Genomic DNA, 15,970 nt, shown 5'->3' with positions numbered 1-15,970 from the left:
AGATAAATTAAAACTGGTCGTAGAAATAGACCGAAAAAGGGTTCAGGAAGGGTCTTATCAGCCTCCTGATTAAAACAAGAAAGAGCCGTTTTGGCCGAAAAGGTAGCATGAACGAATTTCAGAAATAGCAACTACATGTTTCTGTTTTTTAGAAATAGCGGACTAACTCGTGCGGTTTCCCTGCTTAAACCGCCTATTTTAGCAACCATCTGCCCGTACCGCGAGAAGAACGACCTTATGAAACCTATTTCCAACGACATTATTGCCAAGCTATGGACCCTCTGCAATGTTCTGAAAGACGATGGCGTAACGTATCATCAATACGTTACCGAACTGACGTATCTGCTCTTTTTCAAGATGGCGAAGGAAACCGGCACCGAACACCAGATTCCGAAGGGCCATCGGTGGGATAACCTGATTGCCAATCCAAAACTCGGACGACTCGAAGCCTACAAAATTACGCTCATCCATCTGGGTACGCACGGGGATCAGATTGTCAGGGAAATCTTCAGCAATGCCAGTTCGTTCATCAGGAAGCCCGCAACCCTGTCTACGCTGGTGGAAGGAATCGATAAACTGGCGTGGTACAATGCCGGACGGGAAGATCTGGGGGATATTTACGAAGGATTGCTGGAAAAGAATGCGAATGAAAAGAAGTCGGGGGCGGGTCAGTATTTCACCGCCCGTTCGCTGATCGACAGCCTGGTGAGGGTCATGAAACCGTCGCTGGATGACACGATTCAGGACCCGGCCGCCGGAACGGGCGGTTTTCTGATTGCGGCCAATCACTACATCCGCGAACACTATCCGCCGGAAAACTGGACGAAAAACCAACTGGAAAAATACCGCAACAGCACCTTTTTTGGCATGGAACATGTGCATGATACGCATCGGCTTGCACTCATGAATTTATTTCTCCACGGTATTGATTTCAACCCCGGTGCGGGCGGTGTCCACTACGGCGATACGCTTTCGGCAGACGGCCAGAAACTGCCCGGAGCCACGCTGATTCTCTCCAATCCTCCTTTTGGCAGCAAAAAAGGCGGAGGGTTGCCCGAACGTACCGACCTCCCCTACCCCACCAGCAACAAGCAGTTTTGCTTCCTGCAGCATAGTTATCTGGGACTCAAACCGGGTGGCCGGGCAGCCGTCGTATTGCCCGACAACGCGCTTTTTGAAGGCAATATCGGCAAACAAATCCGGGCGGATTTGATGAACAAGTGCAATCTGCACACCATTTTGCGCCTGCCTACCGGTATTTTTTATGCGCAGGACGTAAAAACCTGCGTGATTTTCTTCACAAGAGGCCAAACCGATCACGGGAATACGAAAGAAGTGTGGGTCTACGATTTGCGGGCGAACATGCCCCAATACGGGAAACGCACCCTGCTGACCCGGGATCATTTTTCCGGGTTTGAAACCGCTTTTGGTACCGATCCGCTGGGGCAGGCGGAAGCGTTGTTGCTCCGCAGAAAGGATTCGGATGGGTCGAACCGGTTCCGCTGTTTTACCCGCGAGTGGATTGCCCAACACAACGACAACCTGGATATTTCCTGGCTCAAGGACGAAAGTGAAGAACTGCCGGAACCGGGCGTGCTGGCGCGGGAAGTCCTGGAAGAACTTGAGGGAGCGCTGGAAGAATTACGGGAAATCATGGAGGAATTGGGAGAGGAGGTTGACGTATGAGTGAATTACCGCCGGGCTGGATAAAAGTAAATCTGGGCGCAATCAACGAATTCCTGTCGCAGATCATTACCCCCGCCAGGCAACCTGACGATTGGTTCGAGGTATACAGCGTCCCCGCGTTTCCAACCCATCAGCCCGAACTGCTGGCCGGTTCGTCCATTGGCTCCGTCAAGCAACTGGTGGAACCCGGCGACGTTCTGATCTGCAAGATTAACCCCCGCATCAATCGCGTCTGGAAGGTGATGCCCAAAGCGAAGTTCGCGCAAATTGCCTCCTCGGAATGGATCGTGCTGCGGGCACCCGCGTTATCGCCGGATTTTTTGCGGTATTATTTCAGCACCCCGGCTTTCCGGGACCTGATTTGCCGGGGAGTATCGGGCGTCGGGGGATCGCTCACCCGGGCGCAACCCAAACGAGTAGCCACCTTTCCGGTTTTGATTGCGCCGATCAATGAACAGGATCGAATCGTGAACAAGATCGGGGCTACACTCGCCCGAATTGAAGCGTGCCACGAACGGCTGGACCGGGTGCTGGATCTGTTGAAAAACCTGCGCCAGTCGATTCTTTCGGCGGCTACCTCGGGCAAACTTACGGAACTATGGCGCATGAAAGACCTCTCCGACTGGACGACGGAGCGGGCGGAAGAGGTTTGCGAAAAAGTTCAGAACGGCGGAACACCAACGGAAGGCTTCTTCGATCAGCCGAATATTCCCTTCCTGAAAGTGAATAACCTGGTGAATCAACGGGTTGACTTTGCCGGTAAACCGCAGTTCATTTTGCCGGTATCCCACAACGGTGCGCTTAAAAAGTCGAAGACGGTACCGGGTGATGTCCTGATGAACATCGTTGGGCCGCCCCTGGGCAAGGTTGCCGTGGTTCCGGACACCTACCCGGAATGGAACATCAACCAGGCCATCACGCTTTTCCGGCCCAGCCCGCGCATCACGAGCGGGTGGCTCTATTACCTGCTTTGCAAAGGCGACAACCTGGCCGCCATTTTGCACGAAACGCGCGGGTCGGCCGGACAGATCAACATCTCGCTTTCCCAATGCCGTAATTTTTTATTTCCGGTGCCCCCGGTTGCCGAACAGCGGGAAATCGTCCGCCGGGTCGACAGTCTGTTCGCCTATGCCGATGCCCTTGAAGCGCGTTGCGTGGCGGCTCACGCCAAAATTGAGCGGTTACCGGCGGCCACGCTGGACCGGGCCTTTCGCGGCCAGCTGGTTCCGCAGCACCCCGAAGACGAACCCGCCGGGGTGCTGCTCAGGCGCATGCAAGCCGCCCGAACGGCGCGATCCGCCACGGCAAAGTTGCCCAAACGCACCCGAAAACTCAAGATGACCAAACTTTCGCCCGAAACGGTCCTGGAATCCATCCGATTCCTGCCGACCGATCAGTTCACGTTCGACGAACTGCGCAGCCAACTCGCTGTAGACTACGATGTTCTGAAAGAAGCGGTTTTTACCCTGCTCTCCGAAAAACACCCTGCGCTAAAACAGGTCTTTGATCCCGAAAAACAGGCCATGACATTGATCCGGATAAAACCATGAGGCTATTACGTATTCACATCATTTCGGCCGATACGTGCGGTGGCCTGCTCGACGGGCTCGATATTATGCTGCGCTCTCAAATGGATGAGCAAACAACATTCGAGCCATTGTGCCTGATTGGTGCCAATGGTACGGGCAAATCGCAGCTGCTGCAGGTGCTGGCCGAAATGTTCCAATCGGCCTTCCACGCCGTTGTGAGTCAGGAAGAGCGCATTGAAGGCAATCCCGGCTTGCAATTTGAAGTCGAATACCGCATCCGGCCCCACGGCAGCCCTTCATCGGTGCATGTACGGATCACGCGCCGGGCCCAGACGAAACGCCGGCCGGTTGTTGTCATTGAAAAGCTGGCCGACGGCAGTTGGGTGAACTGTGACTTGACCGCCCCCGAAACGAAAGAACTGCTGCCCAGCAAAGTGGTCGGTTATTCATCCGGAGACAACGAGACGCTGAGTCTGCCGTTCCTGCTGAGCCGCAGCGGGTATGCGGAAGAAGTACGCGAGAGTGCCATCGACCGGGCGGTAAAATCGACGGTTTTTCAGACCATTCAGGATACCCGCCTGATGCTGATCGACTACGGAACCCACCTGGAAGTGCTGGTTGCCAATCTGTTGCTGGGCAGCGACGAGCAGCGTTCGGCGCTCCTGAAGTACGCGCATCTGGACGATCTGCATTCCTTCCGGTGCAGCATTCAGCTGGCGCATGGGGCGGCTCCCAGAGCCCCCGCCCGAGCGGGAAAAACGTCGAAACGGAAGGGCATTCAACTGACGGACGAACTCGAAGAATACCTGACTAACCTGCAAAAATGCGCTACCTGCCATCAATACGACGATAAAACGGAAACCTACACCTTCGACTTTCGGGTGGATCAGGAAACCAAAACCGCTTTTCGTTTTTTCTGGAAAACCGCCTTCGACCTGTATTCGGCCTTTCACAAGCTGGCCATGCTCAATGATCTGGTGATTCCTAAACACGCCCGCGAACGGTTTAGCAAAGAAACCAAAGCGCGCCGGTTTGCATCGCGCCTGCCGGAGCCCCAGGATGAAGACAAAGTGTTTCGTTTTGAACGCGTCAACTTTCACTCCCGCGGCAATACCGCCATTGTCGATTATGTATCCCTTTCGGACGGCGAGCATCAGTTGGCGCAGCTTCTGGGGACATTCAGCATGATTTCGTTTTCCAACGTGGTCTTTTTGCTCGATGAACCCGAATCCCATTTTAACCCGGTCTGGCGCATGAAGTTTCTCGACCGCCTGCGCGCCCTTCCAACGTCGGAAGGAAATCGCTGTGACAACCGGGAAGCCCTCCAGCAGGATTGCCTCATTACGACCCATTCGCCGTATCTGCCGGCCGATTTACCCCGGGAAAAAGTTTTCATCTTCAGCCGGGCACCACTCACCAGAAAGGTAGAAGTAAGAAGCCCGGATCTGGAAACGTACGGAGCAACATTCGATACCATCCTCCGGTCCTGCTTCGGCATACAGCCGCAACCCGCCGATTGATCGGAATAAAAACACCCGGTCAGCAAGGCCGACCGGGTGTCCGTTATACACAAATAAACATTAATTTTCTGCCTCAAGTCTGTCATTCATTCAGCAGCACCCGCCTGGCATACCCAAACTGATTCGCTCGCATCTGAACGATTTTCAGCGCGGGAGCAGCCAGCCCCGACGGCGTTACCTGCAGAAGATACCGCGTTGCGCTCACCTTTTCGACCTGACCCAACTGAGGAATACCCCGTAGGTCCACCAGCGCAAATGCCGGGTCCGGCGCATTGGTTTGGACTTCAATCTGACCCCGATCCAGCGCCCGCACCTCAAAATAGAAACCGGCGGCATCGAACGTCAGGCCCAGAATCTTTGAATATTCAAACCGCCCGTCGCGGTCGACCTGCCGCAACCGGTAATAATTCGTTCCTTTCAGCGGAGCCTCGTCTGTAAACCCGTAGGCCTGCATCGACTCGGAGAAGCCCCGGGACGTCACCCGGCCAATGGCTTCAAAGGCCTGAGCATCGGTGCTGCGTTCAACGACGAAATAGGCGCTGTTGGATTCAAAGGTGGTTTGCCAGCCCAGCAGCAGCTGGTTTTCGACCCGTTTGCCACTGAACGACGCCAGCCGCACGGGCAACGCGGGCGCATCGTCCCAGGTGAAATCGCCAATGTAAATCTCCTGGGTTTCCGGAAGGGCAAAAGAAGGACCAGCGCAATACTGAATGGTCACTTCCGTAACCGGGCTGCTAAACGTAACCAGGTTGGTCGCTAAATCAACGGTTCCGTTGGTGCCCGTAATGGTATTGCCACTGACGGTATTCGTAGCGGCCGAGCCAATGGCAGGGCTAACACCCGTCCCGCCGTTACTACCCGTAATGGTTACCACATCCTCATAATCGCTATCGCCATCCGAGTAATCAATGTCAAACATGTTGAAAATCAGATTACTGATGGGTTGCGAAAAGGTAATTTTTACCGAAACGCAATTGCCGCTGGCGGGAAAGTCAGCGGCCAGACGCAAGCCCGTCGGACGACCGTTCGGTTCGTTCAGATTGAGCGACGATGTACTGCCTGAGGTCTGTACGTTAACACTGACGGGCAGATTACCGACACTTGGATAGGTATAATTGAGGGAGCCATCCACGTAGGTGTTCCAATCCAAATCCTGCGCTGATCCAGCCAATGCCGACAGGATCAAAGAAAACAGAAGTAAAAGTCTTGTCTTCATAAAGATACTTGTTTGTAGTTACAAGCAAGTAATCGTTTTTTATTTATATACGCAAACAAAACTTAAAGTTTCGCTGCGAATTGTTCAGCACAACCATTGCAAAAAACCATAAATTTTTGATAATCAGGATGCTATAACTATTGTTTCAGAACCGGAAAGCGTTTGGCGCGGGTTGTCTGGAAGTAACTTGTACGATAGAGCATGAGGTAAAAAGAAACCGTCTCAAACCGGGCGGCAGCGCCTTGGCCACTGCCCGGTTTGAAACGGTTCAGAATCATTCCGCAGAGGTCGGAACTCCCCGAAAGCTATTTATACAAGGGCGCGTGGATTTCCCGCAGCGTTTCAATCGGAATCTTGATGATTTCCCGATCATACGTCAGCAACCCGTTTACTTCGCCTTCTACGTCCGTAGTCTGGGTATAAACGGCCGCCGAAACGCCATTTTTCTGCGCCATCTCCACCATTTTTCCGTATTTGGTTCGGTACGCTTTAATTACCGCGTCTTTATCATGGTAGGTCTGATAGCCCCAGTTGCGTTTGGATGGATCCCACAAGTGACCGGTGATGGGCCAGCCAATACCGCCGAATTCGCCGACGACAATCACTCGGTCTTTTTTGGGCTCCGGCACATTCGGCACTTCTTCGTACGTATGAATGTCGAAAAAATCCCCCGCGCCCAGATCGGACCAACCGCTGGCAGCATTCACCAACCGGCTCGGGTCGAGCGCTTTCACCCAATTGGCCAGCCGAATGTTGTCATACTGGCCCCACCCTTCGTTGTGTACGACCCACGTCACAATGCTGGGATGATTGTGCAGCCGGTTCACCATCCGGCGCAATTCCAGTTCAAACTGCTCCTTACCCTTCGACCGGCGCAACGGTTCCACCACCTCACTCCGGCCCATATCCTGCCCGCTCAAAAAACCGGAGGGCATGTCCTGCCAAACCAGCAAACCCAGCCGGTCGCAGTGGTAGTAATACCGCTCAGGCTCCACTTTGATGTGCTTGCGCAGCATGTTGAAACCGGATTTTTTCAGAAAATCCAGTTCAAAAATCATGGCTTCGTCCGACGGGGGCGTCAGCAAACCTCCCGGCCACCAGCCCTGATCGAGCGGACCATTCTGGAATACCGGTTTGTTGTTGAGCAGCATCACCGGCTGACCGGCAATCTTGCCCGGCCCCATCGAGATTTTTCGCATGGCGAAGTAGCTCGTCACGGCGTCGGTGGCAGTGCCGGTTACCTCGGCTTTGGCATAGGCCGAGCGCTCGGCTTCGTTGTGGCGCGGCCGGTTGCGGTTTTCCATTCCGGGAAAAGGATCTTTTACCGTCACCAGTTCGGCTTTCAGATTGTACAGAAACGGACGGTCGGGCGACCAGAGTTTCGGATTTTGGATGGGCAGATACGCCACCCGGCCCGACCGGATCAGGAGGGTCGAAACGGCTTGCGTGCCGTCCAAAGCCGTCAGCCTGACCGCACTCGTCGGGCTGGTATTCGGCCGGTTCAGCAGCACCTCCACCCGAACCCGTCCCGAATCCAGTTCGGGCGTAAGCTGAACTTCTTCGATGTAGGACGGATTGGGAACGGGTTCGAGCCAGACGGTTTGCCAGATGCCCGAAACCGGTGTATACCAGATGCCTCTGGGGTCGAACACCTGCTTGCCGCGCGGTTGTTCTCCCTCGGTTGTTGGGTCGGTTACGCCCAGAACGAGCTGATTCTGACCGGATTTCAGGAAGTCGGTGATATCAAATTCAAACGCATCGGAACCGCCCGTGTGCGACCCCACCAACCCACCGTTGACCCACAGATTGCATTCATAATCCACGGCACCGAAGTGCAGCAAAACCCGCTGGCCGTTCCAGTCGGCCGGAATCGTCACATTCCGGCGGTACCAGAGCCGCTGATCCGGTTTGAGCGATTTGGTTACTTTGGAAAGCGTCGATTCCACGCAGAAGGGCACCAGAATGGGGCCGTCGAAATTCGCGGGCTGGCCTTCGGTTTTGGGCCGGATGGCATATTCCCACATTCCGTTCAGGTTCTGCCAGTTGGCCCGTACCAGTTGGGGCCGGGGATAATCGCGCCAGGCATTTTCGGGTGTCACCTGCTTTTCCCAGCGGCTCAGAATAGCGGCCGGTGCCGGACCCGGCGCAGAGGTTTGCGCCAATGCGGCATTCAGGCCGAGCAGGCCCAAAAACGAGCCGTGTAAAATAAAGTTGAATGACTGTCGGAGTAGATAGTTCATGAATTTGGGATCGTTTCTTCACTCTCTTTCAAAAGCCAACTCAAGGAACCACCTACTACATCAGGGCCGCAAAACCGGCTTACTTTGTCACTAAAAATTTGGTATTGGGCGGTTTTCCACGTTTCTTATCTGACTTTTATCGAAATACATCCTTCTACGAACGCTTGCCGGAAATGGTCGCCACTTTCCTTATGAAATCTCGCTTTACGACGCTGTTCCTTTTCGCCAGTCTCCCGGCGGTTTTTGCCCAGCCGACACCACCGAACGGGTTGGCCCGGCAAACGAGCGATGTTCACCACCTGCTGACGAACTACGAAGCCGACCGGGGCAGCCTCAGCCGGTTTTACACCATTGAAAATTCACCCGAGCGACGCGAACGCTTCAGGACCTTTCATACCGACTACCTTCGGCAGTTGCAGCAGTTGGATTTCGACCGGATGAGCACCGACAGCCGGGTGGATTATGTGCTGTTTCAACGAAACCTGAAAAAAGAAATTCAGGCGTTAGCCGACGAAGAACGGGAGGTTAATCAGACAAAAGCCTGGTTTCCGTTTGCCGACAAAATCTATGCCCTGGAAAAACTCCGCCGGCGCGGCACCCCGCTGGTGGCCGAGCAGGTGGCTGCGGATCTGAACGCCATCGGGAAGGAAATCGGAGTGGTTCGGAAGGCGGTCGAAAAAACGGAAAAGATCGATCCGGCGCAGGCCCGGCGGGCGGAAGGAACCGCCAAAGGATTGCAGTCGGCGTTGAAAAGTGTCTTCACCTTTTACAACGCCTACGACCCGCAATTTAGCTGGTGGGTGCCCGATCCGTACCGAAAAACCGACAGTCTGTTAACGGCTTACACGGCTTTATTCACCAAAAAAGTCCGGGAAGCGGCCCCGACCAAAGACGACGGCAGCGGTATTGCCGGTATTGCCGTGGGTCGGGAGGAGCTGCTCCGCCAGCTCCAGTTTGAGATGATCCCGTATTCGCCGGAAGAACTGATCGACATCGCCAACCGCGAGTTTGCGTGGTGCGACCGGGAACTGCTGAAAGCCTCGCAGGAAATGGGTTTCGGTACGGATTGGAAAGCCGCTCAGGAAAAAGTCAAAACTACCGCCGTTCCCGCCGGGCGACAACCCGAGCTGATCTTACGGCTTTATAATGAATCGATTGCGTTCCTGAAGCAAAAAGACCTGGTGACCATTCCGCCCATCGCCGAAGAAACCTGGCGGATGAACATGATGACGCCCGCGCGGCAGAAAGTGGCGCCGTTCTTTCTGGGCGGGGAATCCATCCTGATTTCGTACCCGACCAGCACAATGGAACACGAGGACAAGCTGATGAGTATGCGGGGCAATAACCCGCATTTCTCGCGGGCGACGGTTCACCATGAACTGATTGCCGGACACCATCTTCAGGGATTTATGAACAACCGGTATAAAACCTATCGCCATTTCGACACCCCATTCTGGACCGAAGGCTGGGCGTTGTACTGGGAAATGATTCTGTGGGATATGAAGTTTCCGCAATCGCCGGAAGACCGGATCGGGATGCTGTTCTGGCGGATGCACCGCTGCGCCCGGATCATTTTCTCGCTCAATTATCACCTCGGGAAATGGTCCCCGCAGCAGTGCATCGATTTTCTGGTTGACCGGGTGGGGCACGAGCGCGCCAATGCCGAGGGCGAAGTGCGCCGGTCGTTCGTGGGCGGTTATCCCCCACTCTACCAACTGGCGTATATGACCGGCGGTTTTCAGTTTTACGGCCTGAAAAAAGAATTGGTCGACAGCAAAAAAATGACCTATAAGCAATTTCACGACGCCATTTTGCAGCTCAACGCGATGCCGGTGGAGCTGATCCGGGCCATTCTGACCAACCAGAAATTGAGCCGGGATTTTAAAACGTCGTGGCGGTTTTATGAGACGGGAGTAAAGTGAACGGTTTCGGGGTTCAGGCGGACAGCTTTACGGTTTTTTCGGAACAATCAGGAAAGGGTAGCTAAACGAACCGATGGTCGTTTCAGGAAAACCGGTTTCGGCAACGGACGACCGGGCCATTACCTGAGCCCGACCAAATAGGATTTCCAGCACACTGTTGACGCCCCGCAGGCTCAAATTTCCCCGTTCACGCATTTTAATGACGTTACGCAGGTCAAACTTCTCGAGTGACGCCAGCACTTTGAACGTTTCGCTGCCGTAGGGCGCAGAAATGGCCACACGGCTCGGAATGATCAGGCTTTGCTTCGGCTCGAGTCGGTATTGGTCGGGCGTATCGGGCGTGTTCGGTCGGGGAAAAATAACCGACACCAGGCCGTCGGGTTGAATGTCGATCACGGAATAATAAACCGGTAAATCGCCGGCATTCATCATGCGCACCGAGATCCACCCCGGCGGCAACGCCAGCAAACCATTCTGAAGAAACGGCGCCCGGCTGGTGGTATCGTTGGCGTCCCGGCTTTGGGGTTTGTTGGGAAGTAGTTCCATCCGAACGTCGATGCCGGGATACGACGGATTGAAATTTTGCAGAAATTTGGCCTGTACATAATCCTGAATCCGGAGACTCACTTTTTCTGCCCCGCCCGGTTCATGCAGCCTTATCAAGTCGCCAAATTGCGTTCCGTCAGACATTCGCTTCACGGCTACCCGCGAAAATCCCGCGGAATCGCGCGGGCAAAGTTGCAAGTCGGGTGTCGTCCGGTCAAATTTAACCAGCGGCAGTTTAGCCAATGAAGCCTGCATCTGTTGTCGCAAGGCGGGTCGCTGCAGGCTGTCGAGACTAACCCGAACCGTCAGATCGCCAAAAGTCCGTTCCTGCAGAAATACCCAGTATTCACTCTCCAGACCCGGAGGAAGCGGTTTGGCCAGGTTGATGGTCGCCGAAAACAGCGTACCGGTCGTTACCGTTCCCGAAACCGCCCTCGTAGCCGTCGCGGGATTTTGGATTCCGGCCGGGCAAACGCGGACGGTTGTTCCGGGATAAATCATTTCCAACCGCCCCGCCGGAATGGTCAACTGACGCCGGTTTTCAGCCACTTCGCTCAGGGTGTAATAGGGCTGCTGCTCCACCACCTGCCCCCCAAACAGTTGCCGGTCCACATCCCCTTCCACTTCGGGGTGCTGACTCTTGCCCATGCGCAGCAACTCCGTCACAATCCGGTTGAATAATAACCGGTAGGTTTCCCCCGGCCGAAGGTTCGTCATCGATCGGGTGAAAGCGTAGGAGAGTGATCCGGCGGGCATTTTGGTCGCCGTAAGGCATTCCTGATTGACTTCATTGGCCCGGGCCGCCGAGATCACGACGTAGGGTGCCATACCGGTCTGGCTGGCGGGGCGGTTGTAGGTCGCAGCCAAAAAAGGGCGCGGTTTTGGCACAACCGGCGGGGCGGTTTTGGTTTTATGATTGGCCAGATACATCGGTTTTTTATTGCCGCGCAGGAGAAACGGGCCCTCGTTTCCGCGCGTAATGGTGCCGGAATGACAGGCATCGGCAATCAGCAGGACGTCGCCATCGGCCCCCAGTTTGGTACGGAGCCGGTTGATGGATGCGCCCAGATCTTCATCGCGCAGGTGCTGGCTTCCGTCGTACGCTGCAAATTCACCGGTCGTATCGCTCGGTGCGCCGTAACACACAATGGCTTCGTCGAGGGCATCCAGTTCGTCGCTGTCATTATCATTAATCTGCTGGCCGTGGCTGGAGAAATGAATGACCACAATATCTCCTTTCTGACACCGGGCAATCAGGCTGTCTACGGCCGCCAGAATGCCTTCCCGGGTCGCTTTGGCGTCGCGCAGCACGACGATGTCCGTAAAATTTTGCCGTTTCAGCGCTCCCTGAATCAGCAACACATCGTTGGCCGAATTGATATCCGGCCAGTCGGTGTTGCCCCGGTTTTTGTTGGTTTCGTTCGGGTAGTCGCCAATGGCTACAATGAGGGCGCGTTTGGTCTGGGCCAGTGCGGGCGTCGTTGCCAGCAGCAACGCAGCTAAAACCGCCAGAACCGAATAGGGGATCAATTGACGCAGGGCATCCATAAAAAAAAGTTTCAGGTTGAAAGAACGTACTCAGTGGGTTATTCCGAAGACCGGAAAAAAAGTAACAGGCATGAATGACAATTTACGCAGGATCAGACCCCTTACTCCACCAGCACAAAAGCCGCCCACTTGAAAGGCTCCTTTGGATACCGGCTCTGCATCTGGCTTTGGGCATAGTCGTAGGCTGCGGGCACAGACCCTTTTTCGAGTAAATGGCGGTAAAACAGGGTCATGTATTCCGCGGTTTCCTGGTCCGACACCCGCCACAGGCTCATCAGCAGATACCGCGCTCCGGCCATTTTCACCGCCCGTTGCAGTCCATACACGCCCTCACTACCCCGCACCTGCCCCAGCCCCGTTTCGCAGGCACTCAACACGACCAGTTCGGTGCCCCGCAGGTCCAGGTTCGACAGTTCATAAGCCGTCAGAATACCGTCGTCCACGCCCTCGATGGGCGTTCCCCCTCTCCAGACGTAGTTGGCCCCGGCCATGACCAGCCCCGACCGCAGCAAGGGATTTTCCGAAAACCGAAACCGACTGCGTTCGTCGGTGGCATCGGCCAGCCGTTTAGCAGCCTCTCGTTCTTTTCTGGCTTTTTCGGATAATTCTCTCACGTCGATCGTAATGTTGTCGCCCGGAGGAATCTCGATGACATTTTGCGGTTTTGGAGGGGGAGTGAAGAAAAAACCGTGGGTAGCAATATGCAACACGGAGGGAGGCCGGCCCGACAACGCTTTTACACTGCCTTCGGTGGCGGCTTCGCGATTCAGGAAGGTCGTCTGGGCAGGCGGTAGCAGCCGACGCAGGGCATCGATTTCAGTTTGCGTGCCTGGCAAATACTCCCAAGCCTTGACTGCTTTATTGTCAATTGCTTGGCTTGTCTTCTGGCCCGACGGCGTACCCTTGTTAGCCTCATAAGTAATACCGCCATACAGACGGGTTTTAAATGAATTTTTAGCGAAGGGCCGCTCGGTCTGGGCATTGCGCAGGGCCACCACGCGGGTACTCCCCACCTGCCGAATCCGGAAACGGTCGGCCATGCGCTGATTCGTGTCGGCCGGATAAGGCAAGGCTGCCAGCGCAATCTGGTGCAATCGCCCGGCCGGCGACACATACACGGTTTTAACGCCCTGCAACAACGAATCGAGCGGTTGCCAGATCAATTGGGAAAGGGCTCTGCCCCGGGCCAACTGCGTTTTGTCATTTCCACTTTCCTTTTCGGCCACACCGCCCCGGTACAGGTCGTTGATCTGCATGGGGGATTCGGCATTGGCCGCGAGGAGTTCATCCAGGTCTCCTGCTTTCCCCAAATAGACGAACTTAGGATGGCGATAGCCCGGCCGGAGCACCAGGGCTGCGTAAACGATGGCGCTAACATTCGCAGAGTACTTGTTGTGATAATAATCGTAAGCCACGAATTCAATCGCAGCTTCATCGGTACGAAGGGCGCTCTGCACCTCCGGCCATTCCATTCTCAGCACGTTGAACGAGTCGCGGTATTCGGGCAATCGCATCACAAGCTGTTGCTCCAGTACATCCGATAAGCGTTGTAACGAGTCGACGCCCCGCTGTTGGCGAAGGGGAATAGTAAGCTGTCGGTTGAGGAGTTCCCTCGTGTCGCGGAGCCGTGTCAGTAAGCGGACGGTTGCCGTATCCTTGATTTGACCCAACAAGCGATTAAGTTGCTGACCAGCCATGAGCCCTAGCCCTTTACTCAGCAGTAAATCATTGTAACTCTGATCGATAAGAGAAACATCGCGGGTTTGCCTGGCGAGCGAATACGTAAAATCGTTTCGATCAAACTGCTGTTGAAATTGGATCAACGCTTTTTCACTGAGGATCGTACTGTTTTTTAGAAGTTGGTTTTTATAGTGTTGCCGCGTCTCAATAAGCAGGGATGCGGCTTTCCCGAATTCGCGGGTTTCTTCATACAAATCGGCCAGTTCATACTGGATCCCGGCATAGTCCGGGTGCGATTTCCCCAACACTTTCTCCGTGTTTTTCAGGGCCTCCAAATACAAGTCAAGCGCGGGTTGATATTGCCTCCTATTCTTGTACAAAGTAGCCAGTTCCACTTGCGTATTGATATAATTAGGGTGCATTTTCCCCTGAACCTTTTCCCGAATGGCCAGGGCCTCCTGTAGCAACGGGAGGGCCTGGGCGTAATTTCCGTCTTCTTTATAAAAATGGGCTCGCTGAACTAATGAGTTGGCATACGCATTGTGTTCTTTCCCAAGCACAGCCTCCCGAATCCGTTGACTTTCTTTTAACAATGAATCGGCCTCCGTGTGTAGCCCCCTTGCCTTGTACTGGCTGGCTATACTAGCCAATGTCGTGGCATAATGATCCTGCCCCAGATTGCCGCTTTTCATAACCGCTAAAACTTCCTTATACAATTTTAAAGCTTCATCGCTTTTGCCCATTTCATTGTACAGATTAGCCAGGTTATGTTGTGTTGTTATGTACAGAGAATGTTGTTTTCCTAAAATTTCTTCCTGAATCTTCAGGCAATCTAAAAAGAGTGGGAGCGCTTTTTCGAACTGGCCCATTCTGTCATATAAAACAGCCAGATTATTCAGCGTATTGGTATAATTTGGGTCTCGTTTAAGTCCTACCCGCTCCTGAATCGTCTTACACTCAATATACAACGGCAGTGCTTTTTCGTACTCCCCCTGTTGTTCATAGCTATGAGCCATGTTGTTACACAAGAGGGCATAGGTAGGATGAATATTGCCAAAAACCCGCTCCCCAATCGATAAAGCCTCTTTGCAAGTCTCCATCGATTTGTCGTACCTATCGAGATTATCGTAAACAGTAGACAGACCGGCTAAAATGCTGACATAAGTCTGGGTTTCTTTCCCTACTGCTTTTTCACAAATACCCAGTGCTTCCAAACCCCGTGATAATGCTTTGTCATAATGCCCCATAGCCCTTTCCAACACGGCTATATCGTTCACCATAACGGCATATAATTCATCAGTCTGGCTAACAGTTTGGGCGTAAATAGCACGTCTCAGCTCCGCGAAAAAAGTCGCCCGATCATACCGCCCCCTTTTGTTATATTCCCACGACAGGGCCTTGATTAAGCCTAGATAACGGTCTTTGTATTGGCGGTAGTCCGGATGTGTCGGCTGCAATCGCAATCCCTTATCCAGTAAAAATCCGGCTACAGGGTCCTTTTTTCGATCTAATGCCAGGACAAGTGCATTGTCGCTACTTACAGTCAAATCAGCCCCCCTACTGGTCAAGTAAATCAATACCGCCAGATTCCCGTTAAAAGCTGCCCACTCCGCCGGAGTCCAGCCATCGTTCTTCTTCGTCTCCGGATTATATTCCGGTTCGTTGACGGGCAACTTCAGCGTTTCGATCAAATAGCGCAACAGGGGCAGTTTGTTCAGTCCGGCCGCCAGGCCCGTCAGACTACCGTAGTACGAACTGGTGTCGGCAGAAAGGATACCCCGGCACTCGGTTTTGGCTCCGCGTTGCACCAGCAGTTTCACCACGGCGGTATCGGCTTTAAAACAGGCCCACATCAGGGGCGTGGCACCCAGTGAATCGGTGGCGTTGGGGTTGGCTCCGGCCTTGAGAGCGGTTTGAACCCCGGCGGGGTTGTTCTGGCGGATGGCCGTCAGCAAGCGCGGGTCAATCTGAGCCTGCGCCAGCAGCGGCAGCAACAAAAAAAGCAGTCCGAATCGACCTGACAGAGAACGGGTTGGCATACAGATAGGAATTTCATCTATATTCGCCAATTCGGCCGAATAGT

Annotated in this window: 9 protein-coding genes; 4 read left to right on the top strand and 5 right to left on the bottom strand. The window is 54.1% G+C overall.

The window, feature by feature from the left end; translation table 11 throughout:
* Positions 1 to 237: 237 nt before the first annotated feature.
* Genes EHT87_RS29390 through EHT87_RS29380 form a run of 3 tightly spaced genes read left to right on the top strand, consistent with a single transcriptional unit; the run spans position 238 to position 4,735 of the window.
* Complete coding sequence (locus EHT87_RS29390) at positions 238 to 1,686, top strand: class I SAM-dependent DNA methyltransferase (protein WP_124910356.1); 1,449 nt, start codon at positions 238 to 240, stop codon at positions 1,684 to 1,686.
* Entirely contained in the window at positions 1,683 to 3,236 is a 1,554-nt protein-coding gene (locus tag EHT87_RS29385) for a restriction endonuclease subunit S (protein WP_124910355.1), read from the top strand. The genes EHT87_RS29390 and EHT87_RS29385 overlap by 4 nt, the downstream gene beginning before the upstream one ends.
* Positions 3,233 to 4,735: a restriction system-associated AAA family ATPase gene (locus EHT87_RS29380; protein ID WP_124910354.1), complete on the top strand. Its 1,503-nt coding sequence runs from the start codon at positions 3,233 to 3,235 to the stop codon at positions 4,733 to 4,735. The genes EHT87_RS29385 and EHT87_RS29380 overlap by 4 nt, the downstream gene beginning before the upstream one ends.
* A gap of 82 nt (positions 4,736 to 4,817) precedes the next feature.
* Here the strand turns inward: EHT87_RS29380 and EHT87_RS29375 are convergent, their stop codons facing one another.
* The 3 genes from EHT87_RS29375 to EHT87_RS29370 all read right to left on the bottom strand — a co-directional run bounded on the left by EHT87_RS29375 (position 4,818) and on the right by EHT87_RS29370 (position 8,191).
* Positions 4,818 to 5,951, bottom strand: coding sequence for a hypothetical protein (locus EHT87_RS29375; protein ID WP_124910353.1), 1,134 nt, complete (start codon positions 5,949 to 5,951; stop codon positions 4,818 to 4,820).
* 137 nt (positions 5,952 to 6,088) lie between these two features.
* Positions 6,089 to 6,229, bottom strand: a complete 141-nt coding sequence (locus tag EHT87_RS31475; protein ID WP_185716380.1) for a hypothetical protein — start codon at positions 6,227 to 6,229, stop codon at positions 6,089 to 6,091.
* Positions 6,230 to 6,256: 27 nt separating this feature from the next.
* Positions 6,257 to 8,191 carry a glycoside hydrolase family 2 protein gene (locus tag EHT87_RS29370; protein WP_185716379.1) on the bottom strand — a complete coding sequence of 645 codons (1,935 nt, stop codon included), beginning with the start codon at positions 8,189 to 8,191 and terminating at the stop codon, positions 6,257 to 6,259.
* Between the two features lie 191 nt (positions 8,192 to 8,382).
* On the opposite strand from EHT87_RS29370, the gene EHT87_RS29365 reads away from it, so the two are divergent.
* Complete coding sequence (locus EHT87_RS29365) at positions 8,383 to 10,113, top strand: DUF885 family protein (protein WP_124910352.1); 1,731 nt, start codon at positions 8,383 to 8,385, stop codon at positions 10,111 to 10,113.
* Between the two features lie 27 nt (positions 10,114 to 10,140).
* Here the strand turns inward: EHT87_RS29365 and EHT87_RS29360 are convergent, their stop codons facing one another.
* Positions 10,141 to 12,207, bottom strand: coding sequence for a caspase family protein (locus tag EHT87_RS29360; RefSeq protein ID WP_124910351.1), 2,067 nt, complete (start codon positions 12,205 to 12,207; stop codon positions 10,141 to 10,143).
* A gap of 101 nt (positions 12,208 to 12,308) precedes the next feature.
* The gene (locus EHT87_RS29355) at positions 12,309 to 15,926 is read right to left on the bottom strand and encodes a tetratricopeptide repeat protein (protein ID WP_124910350.1); all 3,618 of its coding nucleotides are present in this window, start codon (positions 15,924 to 15,926) and stop codon (positions 12,309 to 12,311) included.
* Positions 15,927 to 15,970 lie beyond the last annotated feature (44 nt).

The organism is Larkinella knui, from assembly GCF_003858645.1.
GTDB lineage: Bacteria > Bacteroidota > Bacteroidia > Cytophagales > Spirosomataceae > Larkinella > Larkinella knui.
Note: the sequence above shows the minus strand (reverse complement) of the source record. Positions and strands in the feature narration are given on the sequence as shown.